The sequence below is a fragment of the Bradyrhizobium sp. SRL28 genome, from assembly GCF_018596315.1.
Taxonomy (GTDB): Bacteria; Pseudomonadota; Alphaproteobacteria; order Rhizobiales; family Xanthobacteraceae; genus Bradyrhizobium.
On sequence record NZ_JAHEAG010000013.1, the window covers coordinates 127,376 to 151,194 of the forward strand.

Annotated in this window: 24 protein-coding genes; 12 read left to right on the top strand and 12 right to left on the bottom strand. The window is 62.4% G+C overall.

Annotation, left to right across the window (positions count from 1 at the left end):
• Window positions 1-42: 42 nt before the first annotated feature.
• The 8 genes from KIP88_RS24165 to KIP88_RS24200 all read left to right on the top strand — a co-directional run bounded on the left by KIP88_RS24165 (window position 43) and on the right by KIP88_RS24200 (window position 7,317).
• Complete coding sequence (locus KIP88_RS24165; protein ID WP_249790990.1) at window positions 43-909, top strand: branched-chain amino acid ABC transporter permease; 867 nt, start codon at window positions 43-45, stop codon at window positions 907-909.
• The gene (locus tag KIP88_RS24170; RefSeq protein ID WP_249790982.1) at window positions 906-1,871 is read left to right on the top strand and encodes a branched-chain amino acid ABC transporter permease; all 966 of its coding nucleotides are present in this window, start codon (window positions 906-908) and stop codon (window positions 1,869-1,871) included. The genes KIP88_RS24165 and KIP88_RS24170 overlap by 4 nt, the downstream gene beginning before the upstream one ends.
• The gene (locus tag KIP88_RS24175) at window positions 1,868-2,605 is read left to right on the top strand and encodes an ABC transporter ATP-binding protein (RefSeq protein ID WP_214490494.1); all 738 of its coding nucleotides are present in this window, start codon (window positions 1,868-1,870) and stop codon (window positions 2,603-2,605) included. The genes KIP88_RS24170 and KIP88_RS24175 overlap by 4 nt, the downstream gene beginning before the upstream one ends.
• Entirely contained in the window at window positions 2,595-3,332 is a 738-nt protein-coding gene (locus tag KIP88_RS24180) for an ABC transporter ATP-binding protein (protein WP_214490496.1), read from the top strand. Before KIP88_RS24175 ends, KIP88_RS24180 begins: the two co-directional genes overlap by 11 nt.
• A 299-nt stretch (window positions 3,333-3,631) precedes the next feature.
• The gene (locus KIP88_RS24185; protein ID WP_214490497.1) at window positions 3,632-5,128 is read left to right on the top strand and encodes an adenylate/guanylate cyclase domain-containing protein; all 1,497 of its coding nucleotides are present in this window, start codon (window positions 3,632-3,634) and stop codon (window positions 5,126-5,128) included.
• A gap of 208 nt (window positions 5,129-5,336) precedes the next feature.
• On the top strand, window positions 5,337-5,555 hold the full coding sequence (locus KIP88_RS24190; RefSeq protein ID WP_214490499.1) for a hypothetical protein: 219 nt from the start codon (window positions 5,337-5,339) through the stop codon (window positions 5,553-5,555).
• 370 nt (window positions 5,556-5,925) lie between these two features.
• Complete coding sequence (locus KIP88_RS24195; protein WP_214490501.1) at window positions 5,926-6,666, top strand: acetoacetate decarboxylase; 741 nt, start codon at window positions 5,926-5,928, stop codon at window positions 6,664-6,666.
• Window positions 6,667-6,732: 66 nt separating this feature from the next.
• Complete coding sequence (locus KIP88_RS24200) at window positions 6,733-7,317, top strand: hypothetical protein (RefSeq protein ID WP_249790983.1); 585 nt, start codon at window positions 6,733-6,735, stop codon at window positions 7,315-7,317.
• Between the two features lie 41 nt (window positions 7,318-7,358).
• On the opposite strand, the gene KIP88_RS24205 is transcribed toward KIP88_RS24200, so the two are convergent.
• The 7 genes from KIP88_RS24205 to KIP88_RS24235 all read right to left on the bottom strand — a co-directional run bounded on the left by KIP88_RS24205 (window position 7,359) and on the right by KIP88_RS24235 (window position 12,704).
• Window positions 7,359-7,580 carry a hypothetical protein gene (locus tag KIP88_RS24205; RefSeq protein ID WP_214490503.1) on the bottom strand — a complete coding sequence of 74 codons (222 nt, stop codon included), beginning with the start codon at window positions 7,578-7,580 and terminating at the stop codon, window positions 7,359-7,361.
• 205 nt (window positions 7,581-7,785) lie between these two features.
• Window positions 7,786-9,228: a homospermidine synthase gene (locus KIP88_RS24210; RefSeq protein WP_214490504.1), complete on the bottom strand. Its 1,443-nt coding sequence runs from the start codon at window positions 9,226-9,228 to the stop codon at window positions 7,786-7,788.
• A 47-nt stretch (window positions 9,229-9,275) separates the two neighbouring features.
• Window positions 9,276-9,665: a RidA family protein gene (locus KIP88_RS24215; protein WP_214490505.1), complete on the bottom strand. Its 390-nt coding sequence runs from the start codon at window positions 9,663-9,665 to the stop codon at window positions 9,276-9,278.
• Window positions 9,666-9,758: 93 nt separating this feature from the next.
• Window positions 9,759-9,929: a hypothetical protein gene (locus KIP88_RS24220; RefSeq protein WP_214490507.1), complete on the bottom strand. Its 171-nt coding sequence runs from the start codon at window positions 9,927-9,929 to the stop codon at window positions 9,759-9,761.
• A gap of 4 nt (window positions 9,930-9,933) precedes the next feature.
• Window positions 9,934-10,533 carry a GNAT family N-acetyltransferase gene (locus tag KIP88_RS24225; protein ID WP_214490508.1) on the bottom strand — a complete coding sequence of 200 codons (600 nt, stop codon included), beginning with the start codon at window positions 10,531-10,533 and terminating at the stop codon, window positions 9,934-9,936.
• Between the two features lie 118 nt (window positions 10,534-10,651).
• Window positions 10,652-11,794: a type III PLP-dependent enzyme gene (locus KIP88_RS24230; RefSeq protein WP_214490510.1), complete on the bottom strand. Its 1,143-nt coding sequence runs from the start codon at window positions 11,792-11,794 to the stop codon at window positions 10,652-10,654.
• A gap of 649 nt (window positions 11,795-12,443) precedes the next feature.
• Window positions 12,444-12,704, bottom strand: coding sequence for a hypothetical protein (locus tag KIP88_RS24235; protein ID WP_214490511.1), 261 nt, complete (start codon window positions 12,702-12,704; stop codon window positions 12,444-12,446).
• Between the two features lie 129 nt (window positions 12,705-12,833).
• On the opposite strand from KIP88_RS24235, the gene KIP88_RS24240 reads away from it, so the two are divergent.
• The 4 genes from KIP88_RS24240 (at window position 12,834) to KIP88_RS24255 (ending at window position 17,276) form a co-directional block, all read left to right on the top strand.
• Window positions 12,834-14,924, top strand: a complete 2,091-nt coding sequence (locus KIP88_RS24240) for a M3 family metallopeptidase (protein WP_214490512.1) — start codon at window positions 12,834-12,836, stop codon at window positions 14,922-14,924.
• 13 nt (window positions 14,925-14,937) lie between these two features.
• Window positions 14,938-15,573, top strand: a complete 636-nt coding sequence (locus tag KIP88_RS24245; RefSeq protein ID WP_214490514.1) for a DUF1007 family protein — start codon at window positions 14,938-14,940, stop codon at window positions 15,571-15,573.
• Window positions 15,564-16,670 (top strand): nickel/cobalt transporter, encoded by a 1,107-nt coding sequence (locus tag KIP88_RS24250; protein ID WP_249790984.1) that lies wholly within the window; start codon window positions 15,564-15,566, stop codon window positions 16,668-16,670. The genes KIP88_RS24245 and KIP88_RS24250 overlap by 10 nt, the downstream gene beginning before the upstream one ends.
• Before the next feature lie 168 nt (window positions 16,671-16,838).
• Window positions 16,839-17,276 (top strand): thioesterase family protein, encoded by a 438-nt coding sequence (locus KIP88_RS24255; RefSeq protein ID WP_214490516.1) that lies wholly within the window; start codon window positions 16,839-16,841, stop codon window positions 17,274-17,276.
• A 132-nt stretch (window positions 17,277-17,408) separates the two neighbouring features.
• Here KIP88_RS24255 and KIP88_RS24260 read toward each other — a convergent pair whose 3' ends face one another.
• The 5 genes from KIP88_RS24260 to KIP88_RS24280 form a co-directional block, all read right to left on the bottom strand.
• Window positions 17,409-17,774 carry a hypothetical protein gene (locus KIP88_RS24260; protein ID WP_214490517.1) on the bottom strand — a complete coding sequence of 122 codons (366 nt, stop codon included), beginning with the start codon at window positions 17,772-17,774 and terminating at the stop codon, window positions 17,409-17,411.
• Window positions 17,775-17,857: 83 nt separating this feature from the next.
• On the bottom strand, window positions 17,858-20,986 hold the full coding sequence (locus KIP88_RS24265; protein ID WP_214490519.1) for an efflux RND transporter permease subunit: 3,129 nt from the start codon (window positions 20,984-20,986) through the stop codon (window positions 17,858-17,860).
• Window positions 20,987-20,998: 12 nt separating this feature from the next.
• Entirely contained in the window at window positions 20,999-22,660 is a 1,662-nt protein-coding gene (locus tag KIP88_RS24270; protein ID WP_214490521.1) for an efflux RND transporter periplasmic adaptor subunit, read from the bottom strand.
• An 80-nt stretch (window positions 22,661-22,740) separates the two neighbouring features.
• The gene (locus tag KIP88_RS24275; RefSeq protein WP_214490522.1) at window positions 22,741-23,157 is read right to left on the bottom strand and encodes a hypothetical protein; all 417 of its coding nucleotides are present in this window, start codon (window positions 23,155-23,157) and stop codon (window positions 22,741-22,743) included.
• Between the two features lie 192 nt (window positions 23,158-23,349).
• Window positions 23,350-23,748, bottom strand: coding sequence for an MAPEG family protein (locus tag KIP88_RS24280; protein WP_214490523.1), 399 nt, complete (start codon window positions 23,746-23,748; stop codon window positions 23,350-23,352).
• Between the last annotated feature and the right edge of the window lie 71 nt (window positions 23,749-23,819).

Here is a 23,819-nt window from a genome sequence, read left to right on the forward strand (position 1 = left end):
CTTTTCCGGCTCGGAGCCAAGGGGGAACCTGACGTGTTTTCGATGGACCTGCTGCTTGGCGCAGTGGTGCTTGGGGTGCTGCTCGGCTGCTTCTATGCAGCCGTCAGCGTCGGGCTATCCGTCTCGTTCGGATTGCTCGACGTTCCCCATGTCGCGCATCCGGCGTTCCTGGTGCTCGCCGCCTACGGCGTGTACCAGCTCAACGAAAGCTACGACATCGACCCGTTGCTGGCCGGTCTCGCGATCACGCCGCTGTTTTTCGTGTTCGGCCTGCTGGCCTACCGCGTTTATTACGAGACCTTCGAGCGGCGCGGCAGCGACGCCGGCGTGCGCGGCATCGCGTTTTTCTTCGGCATCGCCTTCATCATCGAGGTGCTGATCATCCTGCAATTCGGCGTCGACCAGCGCTCGGTTTCAGCGACCTATATCGGCAAGTCCTGGCGGTTCGGCGAGTTTCGGATACCGATCCGGCAGCTCGTCGCGTTCGCGGTGGCGCTGGCGCTGACGGTGCTGCTGGCGGTGTATCTGTCGAAAACCTTCATGGGTCGCGCGATCCGCGCGGTCGCGCAGGACGAGGAGGCGCTGCGGCTGATGGGCGCCAATCCGGTCCGCATCAAGCAGTTTGCCTTCGGCATCGCCACCGCCGTGCTCGGAATCGCCGGCGCGCTCCTGATCATCGTGGCTCCGATCGAACCGACGCTCGACCGGGCCTATATCGGCCGGACGTTCTGCGTCGTCGTCATGGCTGGGCTCGGCAGCATCAGCGGCACGCTGATTGCTGCCATCATCCTCGGCGTCGCCGAAACCATCGTGCTGACCATGTTCGGCGCGTCCTGGGCGCCGGCGATCTCGTTCGCGATGCTGCTCGCCGTGCTTGCCGTGCGCCCGCAAGGACTGCTCGGCCGATGATGAAGCATCGCAACAGCATCGCATTCTGGGCCGGCGTGGCCATCTTCCTCGTCGCCGTCCTGTCGATGACCCAGATCGTCCGCAACGAGTATCCGTTCTTTGCGGGCTACGTCATCCTGCAGTTCATCGCCCTCGCGGTCGCCTGGAGCATCCTCGGCGGCTATGCCGGTTACGTCAATTTCGGCACCAACGCCTTCTTCGGCGTCGGCGTCTACACCGCGGTAGCCCTGTTCAAGGCGACAGGGGCGCCGCTCGTGGTGCAGATCGCAGCAGCCGCTGTCATCGGCATGCTGCTCGGCTTTGGCGTTGGCCTGTTGACCCTGCGGATGCGCGGCATCTTTTTCTCGATCGCGACGATTGCACTGGCGATCATCATTGAGACCTTTGTAATGAATTGGCGGTTCGTCGGCGGTGCGGCCGGCATCCAGCTACAGCGGCCGCCGGTGACGGCGCCGTTCGACAGTTACGTGAAGATGCTGTTTTTCGTGCAGGCGATCCTGGTGGTGATTGCCGTCGGGATCGCGCGCTACATCCAGAATTCCCGGATGGGCCGCGGCCTGCAGGCACTTCGGGATGATGAACTCGCTGCCGAATGCACGGGTGTGCCGACATTGAAGCTCAAGCTGGTGGCCTGCATGATCTCGGGCGCACTGATGTCGGCCGTCGGAGCGCCGGCTGCAATGTATCTGCAGTACGCCGACCCGTCCTCCGCATTCAATCTCACTTATTCCGTCTCGGCGCTTGCTATGTCGCTGATCGGCGGCACCGCGCACTGGATCGGCCCTGTGCTCGGCGCCATCCTGCTAGGCTCGACGCAGCAGTTCCTTGCCGTGACCATATCCTCGGAAATCAACGTGCTGGTGCTCGGCATCATGCTGGTGCTGTTCGTGGTCGGCGCGCCGAAGGGCATCATCGGGTTGCTACGGCCGCGCTATCGTCTGCGCGCGGGAGGCAAGCCATGACGGTAACAGCCGCGCCCGACGCGCCCCTGCTGCAAGTCGGAACCCTTACCAAGACTTTTGGCGGCTTCACCGCGCTCGACAATATCAGCGTCGATATCAGGAAAGGCGAACGCTTCGGCCTGATCGGCCCGAACGGCTCCGGCAAGACCACGCTGATCAACTGCATTTCCGGCGCGCTGCGTCCGCAGGTCGGCAGCGTGGTGTTCTGCGGCGAGGACATTACCCAATTGCCGCCGCATCAGCGCGCACGCCGCGGCATCGCCCGTAGCTTCCAGATTCCGCGGCCGTTCAAGAGCATGACGGTGCTCGAAAACCTGATGGTCGGGCTCGACTTTGCTACCGTCGGTTCGAGCCTGCCGGAGGAAGACATCGCGATGTCGATCCTGACGCGGATGGGGCTCGCGTCGAAGGCCGGCGCGCCGACCGATACGTTGAGCCAGGTGGAACTGCGCAAGATGGAGCTTGCGCGCGCGCTGGCGGTGCGGCCGAAGCTGTTGATTTCGGACGAGGCCATGGCCGGACTTTCCTCTTCCGAAGTCGACGAGGTGCTGGATCTCCTGATCAGTCTCGGTGAGGAGGACATCACCATCATCATGATCGAGCACATCATGCAGGCCGTGATGCGCTTTTCGGAGCGGGTGATGTGCCTCGATGCCGGAAAAATCATCGCGATCGGTGCACCGGCCGAGGTGATGGCCAACAAGCGGGTGCAGGAGGCCTATCTTGGCACTTAGCCTTGCCATCGAGGGCCTCGATGCCGGCTACGGCGCCGTCAAGGCGCTACGCGGCGTGACGCTCCACGTCGAGGCCGGCGAGACCGTCGCCTTGCTGGGCACCAACGGCAACGGCAAGAGCACGCTGATGAAGTGCATCATGGGCCTGGTCCGCCCGGACCGCGGCCGTCTGTCGCTGACGATCGACGGGCAGGCGCACGATCTGACCAAACTCTCGCCCGAGATGATCGTCGATCTCGGCGTGGCGCTGGTGCCGGAGGGACGGCGGCTGTTTCCCAAGCTGACGGTGACGGAAAACCTGATGCTCGGCGCATTCCGGAAATCGGCCCGCAGCGCCATCCGGCAAAATCTCACGCTGGCGTTCGAGACCTTTCCGGCCCTGAAGGAGTGCCGCAACCAGCTCGCCGGCACCATGTCCGGCGGACAGCAGCAGATGCTGGCGATTGCGCGCGCGCTGATGTCCTCGCCGCGGCTGCTATTGATCGACGAGCCGTCGGTCGGGTTGTCGCCGCTATTGGTGTCGCAGACGATTAGCAAGATCGGCGAACTCAAGCAGCGCGTCGGACTTACGGTGCTGATGGCGGAGCAGAATTTCAATCAGGCGATCCGGATCGCCGACCGCGGCTACATCATCGTGCACGGCGAGATCGCGGTGGCGGCGCAGTCGGTCGACGAGTTGAAGGCCAATGATATCGTCAAGCGGCTCTATCTCGGTGGCGTCGTTTGACGGAAATGACGGCGCTTGCCTAGGAACTGTAGTCATGAGCGTGATTGGTTGAGTGCGGCGGGCCGAATATCCGCTTCTCTCCAAGAGCGACCGCTATGCGAGCATCCAAAAATCGACGCGATGGGCCAGAAGCCGACATCGACGCTCCTAATATGTTTGATATCAGTGATCTATCTCACACTAACAGCATGCTCGTGGATCTAGATTCTCTAATGCGACGGGATGCGCATAAGCCCGGTCAGTGTGGGGTATCGATTCAGTAACGGGAGTGCCGTGGAGCAACCCCAAAGGAGGGTCTCATGCAGCCTGAGGCCGAAACCCACCCTATGTTCAAAATCCTCCGGGAATCGACAAACGCCGAGGTCGCGGACGCCATTGAGGCGTGGGTCCGGGACGCTCCAGACCACAAACTCTGTCGTATCAATGTCCTAGATTTCGCGTCGAAAGTTGGCCTCAATGAAGAGAAGGTGATTGCAGCCTTCCTTCAGGCGGCGCGAATCGGGTTGTTCGAACTGTCTTGGAATGTGCTCTGCCCTGCATGTGGCAGCGTCCTCGACCCCAACGCCACGCTGAAGACTGTCCGTCGGGAGAGGTGCGAATGTGAACTTTGTGCAGCAGGACACAAAGTCACGCTCGACGAGGTCATCGAAGTTACGTTCACAGTGGCCCCGCGCGTGCGGAAGATCGCGGCGCACAGCCCGGAAACGCTGTCCATCTGGGAATATTACCGGCAGATTCTTTGGGGTTCTGGGCTTGATCTTCCCGAAGGCGACGCCTTTGAGCGAGCGATGGAGGAAGCCATCCTTGATTCAGTCGAGTTGCCGCCCGGTGAGAAAGCTATCTTATCGCTGTCGCTCCCTGCGGCGAAAGTCGTAGTGTTCGAGCCGGTGACGCATGCGGCGCAATTTCTCGACGTACGAGGAGAGCCCACGCGCGAGCGCCAGAGCGTCTCGGTTGTCATCAACAACGTACATGCTCCGAACGGCTCCACGCAGTTGCATCCCGGTCCAGTGCGCCTTCTGTTCGAAAATCGCACCAATAAACGAGTATTGCCCGCGGCGTGGATAACGGGCAGTGCGGTCCACCGCCTCCTGAGCAGACGCAAACCCTTCTTAACTGCAAAGCGTCTCCTCAGTAACCAAACTTTCCGCGAGGTCTACGGGGCCGAAACGCTCGATATGGACCAACGCCTGAATATCACCAGTCTCACATTTCTGTTCACCGATCTCAAGGACTCCGTAGCGCTCTACGAACGCGTTGGCGACTTGGCTGCGCACGACCTAGTACGCTCGCACTTTCATGCCCTCGCTCGCGTTGTTGCTTCCGAGGGCGGCGCAATAGTGAGGACGATCGGCGATGCGGTGATGGCGACGTTCCCAACGCCCGATCGGGCGGTCGCCGCGGCCCTTCGCATGCGCGAGGCGATGGACAAACTGAATCAAGAGCACGAAACCGACGATCTGGTGCTCAAAATCGGCATTCATGAAGGGCCGTGCCTCGCCGTTATGGAGAACGGTCGCCAGGACTATTTCGGCCGAACAGTCAACGTCGCTGCGCGTGTGCAAGATCTTGCCGTTCCGCGGAGGATTATCGCCACCGAGTCCGTGGTCGAGAACCTGCAGACATCAAAGCTGCTGGAAGCTAATAACCTTAGGCCGGTGGTCAAGCGGGCGACGCTGAAGGGCATTACCGGAGAGATCATGATCTATGAGATCCCTGACGGGTCGGCTGAACGAGGTTATCGGAGCGTCGCGCGTCCAGTCGGGCGGTCGCATCGCACGCTGACGGATCCCTAGTACGGGTTGAGCTTTTCTGATGTGGGTCAAAAGCGTCGTTCTAGTCGCCCGCTAGTTACTTCTGGTCTACCCCGATAGGCGGACGATTTTGGCGCCCGCCCATGAGCAATCGCGTGGGGTTGATCCTTGGGCGGTCCAATCGCGTACCGCCCAATTTTCATGTGTGCTATCTAGTTGGGTAGCAAAATGGTAGCAGGAAAAGCAGATCATGACTGACGATCAGGTCAATCTCGTCGTTCAGCACCTTTGCGAGCAATTGCACTTGGCGCTCCGATTGAAGGGCAGCGAGGCACATCCACCAAACGCCAAGGATATTGGATTCGATCCCGCATCTGTAAGAACTGTATTGCTGACCGGCCTGCGTTCAACGGGTGTCACGATCCACCACGAGGCAGCCGGGGCGAGCGAAGAGCCGCCGTGGTCCTAAACGCAAAACGTGGGACAGGAGCCCGGCGCCGATGTCTCAGTCGGGTCATTCGCGTCGTTGATCCGGTTCAGCTATGTCCGGTTTGCTCGCAATCGCGACATCCCGGTAGCGCCGATACCCTCTCGAACCTGCCTGATCTCCAGCTCATTCGTCCAAGTTGTGGGAAGCCGCGGGGGTGAAACTCAAGGTCCCAGTTGGCGCCTCAAATCTTGCGCTACGAATTGAGCGACGTTGCTACCCGCCCATGAGTTCAGCCCCGGTGACTTGGCAATGTTGTGACCGTCTGCCGATTTTGCAGTCTCGCATGTTGCTATCGGCTGCTTCATAATCGCACCCGCGCAATGCGCGCCAACGACACATGAGGGCAGTCATGAAGATCGATGACGTCAGGCGAACCGCCTATTCGATGCCGCTGACCAACCCGTCGTTCCCGCCGGGACCCTATCGCTTCTTCAACCGTGAATATTTCATCATCACCTATCGCACCGACCCCGATGCGCTTGCCGCCGTGGTGCCGGAGCCGCTCGAAGTCGCGGAGGCCGTCGTCAAATACGAATTCATCCGCATGCCCGATTCAACCGGGTTTGGCGATTACACCGAGACAGGCCAGGTGATCCCGGTCCGTTTCAAGGGCGAGGAGGGCGTCTACGTTCATTCGATGTATCTGGACGACGAGGGGCCTATCGCCGGCGGCCGCGAGCTCTGGGGCTTTCCCAAAAAACTGGCTTCACCGAAAATCGCCGTCGAGAGCGACGTGCTGGTCGGATCGTTGCACTACGGTTCGGTGCTGTGCGCCTCTGCCACCATGGGCTACAAGCATCGCCCGGTCGATCACGACGCGGTGCTGAAGTCGATGAAGGCGCCGAACTTCATGCTCAAGATCATCCCGCATGTCGACGGCACCCCGCGGATTTGCGAACTGGTGCGCTATTATCTGGAAGACATCACGCTGAAGGAAGCATGGACCGGCCCCGCGGCGCTCGGCCTGTTCCCGCACGCGCTCGCCGACGTGGCGCGGCTGCCGGTGCGCGAAGTGGTCTCCGCGCTGCATTTCAAGTCCGATCTGACGCTGGGCCTCGGGACGGTGGCGTTCGACTACATGGCGAAGTGAGCTTCGTCCCAACCCGTCAGACGCGGCTTGGACACCTATACTAACTGAACGCTTGAGGAATCCGGCTTGAGCACTTTGTACGCAACGAGCACGCGCATTGCGCTATGGCTGCTTGTTGCCATGAGCACCTCGGCGCATGCTGATTTCGTCGGCTATAACAAGGTAGTTGACCTCTGGGCCGAGGCTGGCACCTTACGCGCTGAACATCACCACGATTGGAGGAATTCAACCCGCGACGCGCGATGGTGGATGATTTTCTCGACAAAAGATCCCTTTAGTGCGGACAATGATTATTCCTATCTGCGGCTGCGCGACAATCGGACAGGTGCTGAATTGCTTTGCCGTCCCGTGCCGGCACTAACGCACATCTGGATTTCTCCCAATTCAAAATATATCGTCGGCATTTCTAACGTTAAGCTTCGAAACCCGTATCAACTTGTTGTCTTCAGTAAAACGGGTGACCTTTTGCTTAAGCGCAACATGGTTGGGACGATCTGGCCGGGAGAGTGGGAGAGCGTCACAAACTGGATCAACTGGTACAAGGAGCCCGTGCCGCAAATCACCATCGTTGAAGATGGGACGACCGCTACGCTCTCAGTCGAAGATCCGCGCGGAATCCTCCGTCAATTTCAATTCCGTGCGGTTCATTAACGGGTACATGTCGAAGTGACACGCGAGCTTTTTGCCCGCGATCAAATCGCGCCCTTGAGCGTACAGGCGGTCGAGCAGGTCGTGGTCACGCCGCGCTCGCAGGCGATGCACACCGCGACGCACTGTTTTTTGTCCTTGGGATTGTACTGGCTGTAAAGCTTGCGGGCACAGTCTCCGACCGAGCCCGTGACGTCGTTGTTGCTCTCAGGCGTGCACGCAGCCAGTGCCGCGGCCGACAGGACGATGGCAAGAATGACGCGCATGTTGGTCGCTCCAACCGGGAGCCCTCGCTCGGATAAAAGCGGCGACGGCCATCGGCCCTCGCAGGAATTTACCCTTCAGGATTGCGCGATTGAATTAATCGAGTGTTACGGGGAATTGGAGTTCCTGTGGGTAGTTCTACGCCGGGCGAGGCCGGGCAGGTGGACGTGCGCTGCAGCGGGAACTGCAGCGCACGGGGTCGCGGTGTCAGCGCACCAGCACGTTCCTGAACTGCCAGGGGTCCGACGTGTCGATGTCTTCCGGGAACAGGCCCGGCCGGTCGGTGAGCGGCGTCCAGTCGGTGTAATAGCCTTTCACCGGGCCGAGATACGGCATCTGGATTTCCAGCAGACGATCGAAATCCATCTCGTCGGCTTCGACGATGCCTTCGTTCGGGTTTTCCAGCGCCCACACCATGCCGCCGAGCACGGCGGAAGTCACTTGCAGGCCGGTGGCGTTCTGATAGGGCGCGAGTTTGCGGGTCTCTTCGATGGAGAGCTGCGAGCCGTACCAGTAGGCATTGTTGTCATGGCCGAACAGCAGCACGCCGAGTTCGTCGATGCCATCGACGATTTCATTCTCATCGAGGATGTGGTGCTTTTCCTGCATCTTCGCTGCACGGCCGAACATTTCATGCAGCGACAGCACGGCATCGTCAGCCGGATGATAGGCATAGTGGCAGGTCGGCCGATAGATCGCCGTGCCCGATGCGTCATGCACCGTGAAGTAATCGGCGATCGAGATCGACTCGTTGTGGGTGACGAGGAAGCCATACTGCGCGCCGCGGGTGGGGCACCAGGTGCGCACGCGCGTGTTGGCGCCGGGCTGCATCAGATAGATGGCGGCGCCGCAGCCAGCTTCGTGGGTACGCGCATTCTCGGGCATCCATTTTTCATGGGTGCCCCAACCGAGTTCGGACGGCTGCACGCCTTCCGACAGGAAACCTTCCACCGACCAGGTGTTGACGAAGACATCAGGCTCTTTCGGCGACTTGGAGCGCTGGGTGTCGCGTTCGGCGATGTGGATGCCCTTGACACCAGCCTGCCGCATCAAGTCCGCCCATTCTGCCTTGGTCTTCGGCTTCGGGGCATTGAGCTTCAGATCAGCGGCGACATTGAGCAGCGCCTGCTTGACGAAAAAGGAGACCATGCCGGGATTGGCGCCACAGCAGGAGACGGCCGTCGTCGAGCCCGCGGGCCGTGCCTTCTTGGCGGCCAGCGTCACTTCGCGAAGGGCGTAGTTGGAGCGCGCTTCCGGGCCCTTCGAAGAATCGAAATAGAAGCCGAGCCAGGGCTCGTTGACAGTGTCGATATAAAGAGCGCCAAGTTCGTTGCAGAGCTCCATGATGTCGGTAGAGCCGGTATCGACCGAGAGATTGACGCAAAAACCCTGGCCGCCGCCTTCAGTGAGCAGCGGGCTAAGCAAGTCGCGATAATTGTCCCTGGTCACGCCCTGCTGGATGAATCTGACATTGTGCTTCTCGCAATGTGCCTTGCGGCCCTCGTCCTTGGGATCGATCACGGTGATGCGCGACTTGTCGTAATCGAGATGCCGCTCGATCAGCGGCAACGTGCCTTTGCCGATGGAGCCGAAGCCAACCATGACGATGGGACCGGTAATCTTCGCGTAGATCTGCGAGGCGGGGCTCATGGGGTGGTTTCTCCGGGAAGTGCTGGCGACAAATGGTGAGGGCTGGATCAGGGGGTGCGGCGCTTCGCGGTCACTTCGATCTCGACCTTCATCTCGGGCTTGTAGAGCCCCGCGACGACGAGGAGCGTTGTGGCCGGGCGGATCTCGCCGAACGTTTCGCCGCAGACCGCAAAGAAAGCGTCCGCATCCGCAAGGTCGGTGATGTAGTAGGTCGCGCGGACGATGTCGGCCATCGCGAAGCCGCCTTCCTTCAGCGCAGCCTCGATGGTCTTAAAACAGTTGCGTGCCTGGCTTGTGACATCGGCCGGTATGACCATGGTCGTGTAGTCGTAGCCGGTGGTACCGGCGACGAAGGCGAAATCGCCGTCGATGACGGCGCGGCTGTAGCCGGCGATCTTTTCGAAAGGCGAGCCGGTGGAGATCAGGCGACGGGGCATCGGAACCTCGATCGTGGAAGGAATGACGGTGATCCGGAGCGGGTTTGGCGCGGTTTAAGGGCTTTTCGCCGGTGCGCGCAACCCCTCGCAGGGTTACCGGGATGGCCTGGCAATGTCGGAGGCCGGGGGCGCGGAGCCGCCCCAGCGGCGCACGAGGATGTCCCTGATGATCATGACCGAGATCATGATCAGGAGCACCGTGGTGATGACGCTGCGGAGGCGTGGGCGCGCGCCGGCGCCTTTCTCAGGAGGGGTCTCCGGCATGGCATCAAGCCACGCGCGGCACGAGCAGCGCCTTCCTGGATCGGCTTGCCTTGGATTTAGGCAGCGGCGCGCCGGTCGGCGCGATCATGCCCCAGGCGCCGTCGAGCCCGCCTTCGCCAAGTTCGAGGCCGAGCAGCCGGTCACGCTCGAACGCGCCCGGCAGCGACAGTTCGCCGGTCCTGGCGGCAGAGAAGCCGAAGCGGGCGTAATAGGGCGCGTCGCCCAGCAAAATTACCGCGCGATGGCCACGCGCCTTCGCCGCCGCGAGCGCGTGGTCCATCAGCGCAGCCCCGACGCCGAGCTGGCGGGAGGATGCCTCCACCGCCAGCGGGCCGAGCATGAGCGCCGGGATGCCCCCGGCGCTGACGTGCCACAACCGCACGGACCCGACCACCCGGCCCTGGCGCACGGCCGACAAGGCAAGGCCTTCGGCGGGCGCGCGTCCGTCGCGCAGGCGCTGGCAGGTGCGCGTATGGCGGTTGTCGCCAAAGCAGGCATCCAGCAGCGCCTCGCGCGCAGCGACGTCCGAGGCCCGTTCCGCACGGATCGCGAACGGAGCGGCATCGGAGATGAGGGCAGCAGTGGGCTTCCGCAAAGCAGTCATGGCACGTCAGTCCCCGCTCGCAACGGCAAGCTGCCGCGCAAAGCGTTGTCTTGAATTCGCATAGGAAGGGGAGGGAGCCGGCGCACCGGCTCCCGTTATTCGAGCCTCTAACGAGGCGTCAGATGTGGTAGGTCCGCAGCGGCGGGATGCCGTTGAACGCCACCGACGAGTAGGTCGACGTATAGGCCCCGGTGCCTTCGATCAGCAGCTTGTCGCCGATCTCGAGCGTCACCGGAAGCGGATACGGCATCTTCTCGTACAGCACGTCGGCGCTGTCGCAGGTAGGACCTGCGAGCACGCACGGCGTCATGTCCGCGCCGTCATGCGGCGTGCGGATGGCGTAGCGGATCGACTCGTCCATCGTCTCGGCGAGACCGCCGAACTTGCCGATGTCGAGATACACCCAGCGCACCTCGTCCTCGTCGCTCTTCTTCGAGATCAGAACGACTTCGGTCTCGATGATGCCCGCATTTCCGACCATGCCGCGGCCCGGCTCGATGATCGTCTCCGGGATCTGGTTGCCGAAATGCTTGCGCAGCGCACGGAAGATCGACCGGCCGTACTGCACGACCGGAGGAACGTCCTTGAGGTACCTGGTCGGGAAGCCGCCGCCCATGTTGACCATGGACAGGCTGATCCCGCGCTCCGCGCAGTCACGGAACACCGTCGAGGCCATCGCCAGCGCGCGGTCCCACGCCTTCACCTTGCGCTGCTGCGAGCCGACATGGAACGAGATGCCGCACGGCTCCAGGCCCAGACGCTTGGCGAGGTCGAGCACCTCGACCGCCATCTCCGGATCGCAGCCGAACTTGCGCGACAGCGGCCACTCGGCGCCTGCGCAGTCATAGAGAATGCGGCAGAACACCTTGGCGCCGGGAGCGGCACGGGCGATCTTCTCGACCTCTGCGGCGCAGTCGACCGCGAACAGGCGAATGCCGAGCGCGAAGGCGCGCGCGATGTCGCGCTCCTTCTTGATCGTGTTGCCATAGGAGACGCGGTCCGGCGTCGCACCGGCAGCCAGCGCCATTTCGATCTCGGCGACGGTGGCCGTATCGAAGCACGAGCCCATCGAGGCCAGCAGCGACAGCACTTCCGGCGCCGGGTTTGCCTTCACCGCGTAGAACACGCGGCTGTCCGGCAAGGCCTTCGCGAAGGTCTGGTAGTTGTCGCGCACGACTTCGAGGTCGACGACGAGGCACGGCTCGGTGTCCTGGCCCTCGCTGCGGCGGTTGCGCAGGAATTCCTGAATACGTTCGGTCATAGCACCCTCCAAACGGCCCAGCGACGGGACCCGTTCAAATGTGATCTCGGACATGAGTTTGCTGGCGTTGCCGCACGATGGAGACGCGACAAGGCCTTGAACTCAGACCGAATTGTGCTGCCGTGGATTGGTTGGGAATTTCCCGCCCGCACACCTGGCAATGAAGGACAAGCCTTTTCAGTAGCCCGCGCCGGCGTTGGAATGCCGGTAGAGACCAAAAAAGCCCGATCCGTCGTTGCTTTAAGTCGCGTCCCCCGTTGAGAGCGGGGTGCGCCGGTTCGCCTCCGGCTGCCAGTCACGGTTGCAAAGGATGGAGAGACCTTCAACGGCATCTCTTGAGAGAGATGCTGGCCGCTTATGGAGCGACCCTCGGTTCTTCCACCCCTTGGCGGCTGTCCGGCCTCTTGTCCGGATACCTACCGACTGACACACGACCACAGGCACGTGCGAAATTGGGCAAGGCTGGAAATAAGACTTTTGATTTCGCTTCGCAACAATTTTTTTAGGCTGGGGAAAAATTTCTCGCACGTGTGCTTACAAATTCGTTCTCGGCGCGCGCCGCCGATGACGAACATGAACGGGTGTTAAGATTTCTGAGGGGAGCGTGAGCGCTTTAGCGCCTGTGCCGCAGCGCTTTCTTGAACGCGCGTCAGGCGCGCCTGAAGAACGGCTCGATGCGTTGCGCGGTGCGGATGAACGCCACCATGATCAGCACGCCGATCCCGAACAGCACCGCCTGGAGGATGTGCGCGGCGGTGTCGTTGAGGCCGAACAGGATCGCGAGCGCCCAGCCGCCGGCAAACGCCGCGCCGAACACTTCGGCGCCGATCAGGATCGCCGCCGAGATGACGGTGAGGACGCTCGGCCAGGCGATCGCGCGGGGGGGTGTGGAAGCGGGCTGTGGGTTCATGGAAAAGGTCCTGTTCAGGGGGCGCAATCTCTCCGAAAAGGGCCCATCTATCAAGCGTAAAAGGCCCAAAAATGCCGCATCGCGTGATATAGATTGCCGCATATTTTCAAGGAAAAGACGGGAATTGTGATGTCAGAAACCCTGCAGACGGCGGCCGCTCCGGAAGCTGGAGCAAATCCGCTGCTCAAGCCGTGGCAGACGCCGTTCGAGACGCCGCCTTTTGCCGAGATCGAGCCGGAGCACTTCCTGCCCGCCTTCGAGCAGGCCTTTGCCGACCATGCCGCCGAGATCGCGGCGATCACCCATGATCCCACCCTGCCGGACTTCGCCAACACCATCACGGCGCTGGAGCGCTCCGGCAAGCTGCTCTCCAAGGTCGCAGCCGTGTTCTACGACCTGGTCTCGGCGCACTCCAATCCGGCGATTCTCGAGATCGACAAGGAAGTCTCCTTGCGGATGGCGCGGCACTGGAACCCGATCATGATGAACGCGGTGCTGTTCGGCCGCATCGCGATGCTGCACGAGAAGCGCGCCACGCTCGGCCTGACGGCTGAGCAGACGCGGCTCCTGGAGCGCACCTACACCAATTTCTACCGCGCCGGCGCCGGCCTCGACGAGGTCGCCAAGAAGCGGCGGGCCGAGATCAACGAGCGGCTGGCCCAGCTCGGGACCTCGTTCAGCCACCACCTGCTCGGCGACGAGCAGGACTGGTTCATGGAGCTCGGCGAGGACGACTGCGCCGGCCTTCCCGAGGCCTTCGTCGCCGCGGCCAAGGCAACTGCGGAAGAGCGGGGCATGGAAGGCAAGGCGATCGTGACGCTGTCGCGCTCCTCGGTCGAGCCGTTCCTGAAGAGCTCTTCCCGCCGCGACCTGCGCGAGAAGGTCTTCAAGGCTTTCACGGCGCGCGGCGACAATGGCAACACCAACGACAACAACGCCACCATCGTGGAGATCCTCGGGCTTCGCGAGGAGGCCGCCAAGATCATGGGCTTTCCGACCTACGCCGCCTACCGGCTGGAGGATTCCATGGCCAAGACGCCCGAGGCGGTGCGTAGCCTCCTGGAGCGGGTCTGGAAACCGGCCCGGGCGCGGGCGCTCGCCGACCGCGACGCCCTGCAGGCGCTGATCGCGGAGGAGGGCGGCAATTTTACGCTCGCCCCGTGGGACTGGCGCTACTACGCCGAGATCCTGCGGCAGCGCCGCGCCAATTTCGACGACGCTGCGATCAAGCCCTATCTCGTGCTCGACCACATGATCGAGGCCGCCTTCGACTGCGCCACCCGGCTGTTCGGGATCACCTTCTCCGAGCGGAAGGACATCCCGCTCTGGCATCCGGACGTCCGGGTCTGGGAGGTCAGGGATGCCGACGGCAAGCACAAGGCGCTGTTCTATGGCGATTACTTCGCCAGGCCCTCGAAGCGCTCGGGCGCCTGGATGACCTCGCTGCGCGACCAGCAGAAGCTCGACGGCGAGATCGCCCCGCTCATCATCAATGTCTGCAACTTCGCCAAGGGCGCCGGCGGGGAGCCGTCGCTGTTGTCGCCCGATGATGCGCGGACCCTGTTCCACGAGTTCGGCCATGGCCTGCACGGCATGCTGTCCAACGTGACCTATCCCTCGCTGTCGGGGACCTCCGTGTTTACCGACTTCGTCGAACTGCCGTCCCAGCTCTACGAGCACTGGCAGGAGCAGCCGCAGGTGCTGCGGCAGTTCGCAAAGCACTACCAGACCGGCGAGCCGCTGCCGGACGACCTGCTGCAGCGTTTTCTCGCCGCCCGCAAGTTCAACCAGGGCTTTGCCACCGTGGAGTTCGTCTCCTCGGCGCTGATCGACCTCGAATTCCACACCCAGTCGGCCGAAGCCAGCCGCGACGTCTCGGCGTTCGAGAAGGCCGAGCTCGAGAAGATCGGCATGCCCGCGGAAATCGCGCTGCGGCACCGGCCCACGCAGTTCGGCCATATCTTCTCCGGCGATCACTATGCGTCCGGCTATTACAGCTACATGTGGTCGGAAGTGATGGATGCCGACGCGTTCGGCGCTTTCGAGGAGGCCGGCGACATCTTCGATCCCGCCACCGCAAAACGTCTGCATGACGATATCTATTCGTCGGGCGGCTCGCGCGAGCCGGAGGAGGCCTATGTCGCGTTCCGCGGTCGCGAGCCGGAGGCGGACGCGCTGTTGCGGCGTCGGGGCCTGCTCGAAGCAACACCGGCGGCCTGAGGTGACATCAACGATGCACAGGTTACTCGGTTTGCTCCTTCTCGCTGCCGGCATCGTGCTCGGCACGGCCGCCGCCGAGGCGCATCCACATGTCTGGATCACGGCCAAGAGCGAGGTGGTCTACGCGCCCGATGGCTCGATCACGGGCGTCCGCCACGCCTGGACGTTTGACGAAATGTTCACGACCTACGCGCTGCAGGGTCTCGCGACCAAGACCAAGGGGGTCTACACCCGCGAAGAGCTGGCGCCGCTGGCGCAGACCAATGTCGAATCGCTGAAGGAGTTCAACTTCTTCACCTTCGCCAAGGCCGACGGCAAGAAGGAGAAGTTTGTCGAGCCGGTCGATTACTTCCTCGAATACAAGGACAGCGAACTGACGCTGCATTTCACCCTGCCGGTCAAGACGCCGTTCAAGGCGAAGCAGACGGCACTTGAAGTCTTCGACCCGTCCTACTTCATCGACTTCAAGTTCGACGACAAGGATCCGATCAAGCTCAACGGTGCGCCCACCGCCTGCAAGATGCAGTTCCTGCGGCCGAATGACGGCACAGCCAATGCGCAACGCCTCAACGAAAACAATTTCATGAACGGCGACAATTCCAACTATGGCGCGATGTTCGCCAACAAGATCATGGTTGATTGCCCGTGAGGTTGACACCAGCAGGTCTCGCGCGAGGCATCGCAATCACGGCCGCGGCGTTCGCGGCCGTCATCGTTTTCGACGCCGCCTTGCATGCGCTGATGGCGCAGAATCCATTCGGCGGACCACGGCCGCCTGCCGAGCCGCAGGCCGGCGGCATCATCGGATGGATCCTCGCCAAGCAGTCGGAATTCTATCGCGAGATGTCGGCGACCATACGCGCGGCAAAGTCGGACGGCAGCGCGGTCTGGACGCTGCTTGGGATTTCCTTTGCCTACGGCATCTTTCACGCCGCCGGCCCCGGCCACGGCAAGGCGGTGATCTCATCCTATCTCGTCGCCAATGAAGAAACCGCGCGGCGCGGCATCGTGCTGTCGTTCGCTTCGGCGCTGTTGCAGGCACTGGTTGCGGTCGCGCTGGTTGCGGTACTCGCCTGGCTGCTCTCCTCTACCGCCAAGACGATGTGCTCCGCGGAGAAAGCGATCGAGATCGCAAGCTATGCCCTGATCGCGGCCTTCGGCGCCCGGCTGGTCTGGACCAAGGGCGGCGGTTTTATGCGCGCGCTGCAGGCGAAGCCGGCCCCGGCGATGGCGGCGGCGCACCATCATCATGATCACGGCCACGATCACGGACATGACCACGGCCACCACCACCATGATCACGATCATGGTCATCACCACAATGATCATGCTCACGGCCATGACCATGTTCATGACGAGCATTGCGGCCATTCGCACGGCCCGACCCCGGATCAACTCGCTGGCCCCGGCGGCTGGCAGCGCGGCCTGGGCGCGATCTTCGCCGTGGGCATGCGGCCCTGCTCGGGCGCGATCCTGGTGCTGGTGTTTTCGCTGGCGCAGGGGTTGTTCTGGGCCGGCATCGCCGCGACCTTCGTGATGGGGCTCGGCACCGCGATCACGGTCGCGACGATTGCCGTCGTTGCCGTGTCGGCAAAGGGGCTCGCCCGCAGGCTCAGCGCAGGAAGCGAAGGCGGCGGCACGCTGATCATGCGCGGCATCGAATTCGGCGCGGCTGGTCTCGTGCTGCTGTTCGGCCTCGGCCTGTTGTTCGGCTATCTCGCCGCCGAACGCGCCACGTGTTTGTAAGTGCATGGCCGTAGCCCGGGTGGAGCGCAGCGCAACCCGGGGCCGTAGAGCCCGCGGGCCCACCAGTCCCGGATTGCGCTGCGCTCCATCCGGGCTGCAAGCGGCCGGCTTTATCATGCAGGTTCGGTAAGCTATGCATGCAGCCGAACACGCACAGCCGGGGAAACGATGTCACGCGAGCAATTCTGGTTCTTTCACCCGTTCCGGGTGCGCTATTCCGAAATCGACGGCCAGGGCGTCGTCTTCAACGCGCACTACCTGACCTATTTCGACACCACCATTACCGAATATTTTCGGGCGCTCGGCTACGACCAGTATGCCGACGCCAAGCAGACGGGCGAGGATTTCCACGTCGTCAAATCGGTCATTGAATACAAGGCGCCGGTCCGGTTCGACTGGGAATTGGACGTCGGTGCGCGCGTGGCGCGGATCGGCAATTCAAGCCTCACCTTCGAGCTCGCGATCTTCCTGAAGGGCGGCAATGAGGCGCTCGTGACTGGCGAAATCGTCTGGGTCAACACCAACCAGCAAACCCATCGCCCGGTCCCGATATCGAAATCGATCCGGGAGCGGATCGCTGCGCGGGAGAAGCATCTCGGAGCATGAGATTTCTGCAGTGCGTAGGGCGGATTAGCGCAGCGTAATCCGCCATCTTGTCTTGAGGGCGCAACGGCGGATTACGCCTTCGGCTAATCCGCCCTACGCTTTCTGGCATGAGATTTGTGAGGCTGCGCCGCGTCAGTCGAATCGCGCCGTTGCGGTCTTGCCATCCGGCGCGGTGAGCTGAATCGCCCCCTTTGGATTGGCCGGAAGGGCCGTGGCGGCTGTTCCGCTCAGGTTGCTCTTGTCCGAAGGTGCGAGCGTGATGCGTTCGGCCTTTCCTGCCAGGCTGAAAATGGCGACGCCCTTGAAGCCCTTCGGATCAACCGGCTTGTCGTTTTCGCCGATGAGGAAAACTTCAATCGCCGTGTCCTTCGCGACGAGTTCCACATGGTAAGGACCGGCATCGGCGAGACGTCCGCCATGTGAAGCTTTCGGCTCGTGTGCGTAGGCGGGCAGGGCGGCCAGCAGGGCAATGCCGAGGGTGAGATAACCGAACTTCATACGTAGTCTCCTTTTCAAGACGGGATTCTTGTTTTGACGGTTTTTCTTCACGCGAACCGGTATCCGCTTCGCTCGAAGACGCTCTAGTAGGAATGCGAGGCGGCTTGATCGGCGAGTTGCTCCTCGGATTGCCGTTGCATCAGTCGCATGAGCGGCTTCCTGCCGAACGTGAGGAACAGCACAGGCGTGATCAGGGCATCGAGCAATGTCGCGCTGACAAGCCCGCCGAAGATCGTCACGGCGACCGGGTGCAATATCTCCTTGCCCGGCTCGTCGGCCGCGATCAGCAGCGGCAGCAGCGCCAGCCCCGCGGACAGCGCGGTCATCAGGACGGGTGTCATGCGCTCGAGGCTTCCGCGGATGACAAGCTGTGGCCCGAACTCCATCTGCTCACGCAGCGCGAGATTGATGTAGTGGCTGATCTTGAGAATGCCGTTGCGTGTCGCGATTCCCGCCAGCGTGATGAATCCAACCATGCTGGCGACAGACAGCGGCTGACCGGTCAGCGCCAGCGCCGCGACCGAGCCGATCAGCGCCAGCGGCACCCCGCCCATGATGATCAAGGCCAGCACGGCGGAGCGGTAGCGGCTGTAGAGAATTGCGAAGATCAGCGCGAGAGAAATGACTGAAAGGATACCTATCCTGCGGCTGGCTTCCTCCTGCGCCTGGAATGTGCCTTCAAGGCTCGCGGTGACGCCCTGCGGCAGGCTCGCCGCCTGTAGTTCTGCGCGAATGCGGCGCACGATCTCCGCCATGTCGGTCTTGCCGTCCGAGTTCGCGAGTATGACGATGCGCCTGCGGCCGTTCTCTCTCAGGATCTGATTTGGCCCGTCGGTCTCCTTCACATCTGCGATCTGACGCGCCGGGATCCACCCCGAGGGGGTCTTGATCAGGAGGTCGCCGAGCTTCTCGGTGGTGCGAAGCTGGTCGGGTAGCCTCATGACGACGTCGTAGCGCCTGTAGCCATCGACCACGCGCGAGATGACGCGTCCGCTCGACAAGCGCGACAATTGATCGGTCACGGCGCCCGGCTGCACGCCATATAAAGCGGCCCGCGTATAATCGACGCGGATTTCGAGTTGCGGGATGCGCACCTGCTTTTCGACCTGCAGGTCCTGGATGCCTTCGATTTTCGAGAGGCGCTGGCGGAGTTCTTCTGCGCTGTTTCGCAGCGTGTCGAGGTCGTCGCCGAACAGTTTCAGGGCGAGTTCGGCGCGGACGCCCGAGAGCAGATGATCGAGCCGGTGCGAGATCGGCTGCCCGAGATTGACCGAGAGCGGCAGCACCGAAAGCCGGGAGCGGATGTCCGCGACGATCTCGGGCTTCGGCCGCTGCGAGCGCCTGAGATCGACTTCGAGGTCGGACGAATGGATGCCTTCCGCGTGTTCGTCCAGTTCCGCGCGTCCCGTGCGCCTTCCGACGCTGATCACCTCAGGCACATCGAGCACAAGGCGTTCGGCGATCGACCCCACCCGGGTCGATTCGGAAAGCGAAACGCCGGGGTTGAAGGCAATATTGATCGTGAACGTACCTTCGTTAAAGGCTGGAAGGAACGCGCGCTTCAGGCCGAGCGCGCCGGCACCGGCGCCCAGCACCGCCAGCGCCGTCACGCCCAGCAGCAATCCCCTGTGAGCGAAGGCAAACCCGAGCGCCGCATGGTTCGCAGACTTGAGCTTGCGGACCAGCCAGCTCTCCCGCTCCGCGAGGCGTTTCATCCCCGGCAACAGGTAGTAGGCCATGACAGGGGTGAGGGTGATCGAAACGATCAAGCTCGCGAGGATCGAGATGATGTAGGCGTGACCGAGCGGCGCGAACAGCCGTCCCTCGATGCCCGAAAGCGCAAACAGCGGCACGAACACGAGGACGATGATCATCGTGGCGTAGACGATGCCCGATCGCACTTCGTTGGATGCCGAAACCACCACTTCGAACACGGAGCGGGGATTGCCTTGCTCCCTGTTCTCGCGCAGCCGGCGGAAGATGTTCTCGACATCGACGACGGCGTCATCGACCAGTTCGCCGATGGCGATCGCAAGGCCGCCCAGCGTCATCGTATTGATCGATAGGCCAAGCAGCTTGAAGATGATGGCTGTGGTCAGGATCGAGACCGGGATCGCCGTCAGCGAAATGGCCGTCGTGCGCCAGTTGAGAAGAAACGCGAACAGGATGACGGCCACGACAAGGGCTGCTTCGAACAGCACCCGCTCCACGTTCTGGATCGAGTTTTCGATGAAACTCGCCTGCCTGAATATGATCTCGTTAGCTTTCACGCCGGACGGCAGGCTGGGCTCCAGCTCCGCGAGCACCTGCGTGATCTGTTGCGTCAGCCGCACCGTATCAACATTGGGCTGCTTCTCGACCGAGACGATCACGGCGGGCTTGCTCATATAGCCCGCGTCGCCGCGTTTGACCTTGGGCGCAAATTCAACGTTCGCTACCTGCCGCAGCAGGATAGGGCGCCCTTCGATGGTGGTAACGACGATGTTGCGCAGATCTTCCAGGCTGGTCGTGCGTCCGATATTCCGGATCAGGAATTCGCGGGCATTCTGATCGGTAAACCCGCCGCCGGTGTTCGTGCCGAACTGTCTTAGCGCCAGCTCTATTTGCTCATAGCCCACGCCGAGCGCACGCAACGCGGAAGGCAGCGGCGCGATCCGGTACTGACGGACCTCGCCGCCGATCGGGATCACTTGCGCGACACCGGGTACCGCGAGCAGCCGTGGCCTGATGGTGAAGTCGGCGATCTCGCGCACCTCCATCGGCGATGCCGTCTTCGAGGTCACCGCGATCAGGAGAATCTGGCCCATGATCGAACTGATGGGGCCGATCTGAGGCGTGACGTTCAGAGGCAGCTGGCTCTGCACTTGCGCGAGACGTTCCGCGACCAGCTGACGGTTGCGGAAGATGTCGGTTCCCCAATCGAACTCCACATAGACGATCGAAAGCCCGATGCCCGACACCGATCGCACCCGGCTGACACCAGGCACGCCGTTCATCTGGGTTTCGATCGGGAAGCTGACGAGCTGCTCGACTTCCGGCGGGGCGTAGCCTTCCGATTCCGTCATGATGGTGACGGTCGGACGGTTGAGGTCCGGAAACACATCGACGGGCAATTGGCGCGCGGTATAGGCGCCCAGAAGAACGAGAATGCCCGCCATCGCGAGAACAAAAAGACGATTGCGGAGCGAGGCGCTGACCAGGAATGTGAACATGAGCGTGCCTCCTCAGCGTACGTGATCGAGAAGGTCCGCGCCTTGCGACACGATCCGCTTGCCGGGCGTGAAGCCGGACACGATCAGCACACGATCGCCGTCGAGCGGCTCCGTGCGCACGCTCCTTGCCATGAATCGCTCGGGGGCTGTGTGCTCGTAGACGAAATCCTGGCCGTTTGAGCCGCGAACGACGCTGCTGCGCGGCACCGCGAGGCCTTCCTTCGTATCGTCGGTCGTGACCAGCACGGTCAGGAACTGGCCGGCCCTGAGGCCTGCCGTGTCGCCCGTCACGGCAAAATGCACCGGCACCGATTGGCTGCGATCGGCGAAGCCGGTGCCCTGATAGACAAGGTCGTAATTCTTGCCCGTATATGTCGACGCCCGCGCGCCGCGGGACGGTTCGAGGCTCTCGAAGCTCAGCGCCTCGACCCACAGCCGCGAGGGATCGATGATGTTGAAGACGATGGAACTCGGCTGAACGATCTGGCCTGCCACGGCGCTGCCTTCGGCGATCACGCCGGCCACCGGCGCGATCAGCGCTTCGGGCTCACGACGAGATTTTTCAATCGATGCGCGCCGGTCGCGCAGCCCTTCCAGCTCGAGCCGCGTGTCCTCGAGTTGGGTCCGGGATATGGCGCCCGACGGCGCGAGTTGCTCGTAGCGGGCGAACCTGCGCTCAACAATCGAGATTTGCTGATCGAGTTCGCCCTGGCGCTGCCGCATGTCGGAAACATCGATCGCTGCAATGGGCGGCGTGACATAGCCCAGGATGTCGCCTTGCTTCACCCGTGTGCCCAATCGGGGAAAGCCGCCCGGGGCTGCGGAAAGACGGCCGCCGACGGCGGATTGCACATACCCGCTGGCATTGGGATCGGGAATGATCCTCCCCGGAAGTTCAGTGACCTTTCTGTGAACAGCGTTTTCGGCGACCAGCGTTCGCAGCGCAAATATCCGCTGCACCGTCTTCGGCACAAAAACCGCCCCATCCGGAAGGCGCTGGGCGCGCTCGCCCGAGACGGTGGGGATGGCGATTTGCGCCTTTTCTTCCTCATGGCCGTGACCTTCATGCGTTGCCGGTTCGCGCGCGCCCATGAGTATGGGAAGGATCATAACAAGGGCGGCCGCCCTGCGCCGACCGCGCAGTGCGATGGCAGAGAGCAGCGCCCCGATGAGTACGCCGCCCAGCACGAGAAGAACCGAAACCATGCTGATCTGCCCGCCGGCAGCCGCATTCTGTCGTGCTGCGCTTTGCGCTGCCCCGGGCGCAGACTGAATCGTCAATGGCAAAATGTCGGTGATGTTTCCCGCTGTAACCGTGAACATCAGATCCGTGCGCCCGCTCTTTGCCAGCCACGGCGCTGCCACCCGGTATGTGCCGTCGGCGCCCTCCGCAGCTTTTACGGGACCATTGGGGGATTCGACTTCAAGCGTTGCGCCGGTTACCGGCTCATTCGTGGCGAACCGGTCGAGGTAAATCTCGAGATTTTCGCCGCGGACAATCGCAACGATCTCGAACGCGTCGGAATCGGCCTCGCCGCGCGGCAGCGCACTTGCCGAGACGGGCGGCTGTTCCCCGTGGTCATGGCCCTCGTGGGCGGAAGCGGGGGTGATCACGCCCCACAGAACTGCAGTCACCGCGAGAGCACGCAGGGCGCGCCCGAAATGGGAAAGCATACTGGTAGTCCTTCAATCTGAATTGCCGTCGCTTGCGGGCAGCACGCGGCAAGCCTCGCAAACTCACTCTGCGGTTGGATTCAGATGAAGTATTTGGGGGGGCGCCTGAGCGATTCAGGCTCGCGGTCTGGCCACATCTGTGATGGGACAAACGCAACACGCGTTATAGACCGGGGAAACGGGACGAACGCCACAGGGCTGGGCAACCCGGCTGCGCAGCAGGCGGCGCATGCCGATAAGCAGCAGTCGCCGGCGCAGTTCCGGTCCGAAGCCGGCGGCATCTCGGTCTGCTTCCACAGCGCCTGCTGCAACGATGCAGACTTGGTCGACCGTTCGGATTCATGAGAAGCGACTTGAGATGCGACCTGGCTCTGGCCGCCATGAACGGATGCCAGGTGCGGATGGCTGGTATGGGCCCGGGCAACGGACGGCGCGAGCGAAAGCGCGATCAGGACGACCGCCGCTCCCAGAATTCGCTTGACCTGTTGCTTCAGCATGACCGCTCTATTGTTGCACAGCACCCTTAGATATCGCCGGGGAGCCGGGAGTTCAAGGTCCTCGAGGGAGTCGGAGCCCCGGTACCCCCTTCTTCTCAAGAAGGTGAACGAGACGCAAATCTCGGCGCTATCCGCGCCGCGATAACGCGAACGCACGCCCTCTCAACGTCTTGAAAGCGTCATGTCACGACCTTACGCCGGCAGATAAGCTCTGATCGCCGGCAGAAAGAAAATCGCGATGTTGATCGCGAAGCCAATGCTCCAGAGAATCGAGCGCAGCGTCGGGCGATTGCCGAGATAGGTGAAGACATAGGCGATCCGCACGATCAGGAAGAGAACCGCGAGCTCGTCGATCAGGTGCTGCGGCCCCAGACGGAATTCCGCCAGCAGGACGGCGACCGCAAAGAACGGAAACGCCTCGATGCCGTTCTGGTGGGCGCCGAGCGCGCGGGCGCGGATCGCGTCCTCGTAGAACGAGGGATCGCGCGGTCTGGCATTGTCGAAATGGCGATGCCCGGCCCATTTGACCGAGGCGATCGTCAGCAAATAGAGCATCAGCGTTCCGAAAACGCACCATTCGGCGATCGTCATGGTTCCTCCCGCCCGGAGCAATGGGCGAAGCGTATCGAACCGGCCATTATCTTGACAAGGATGGTGCAACG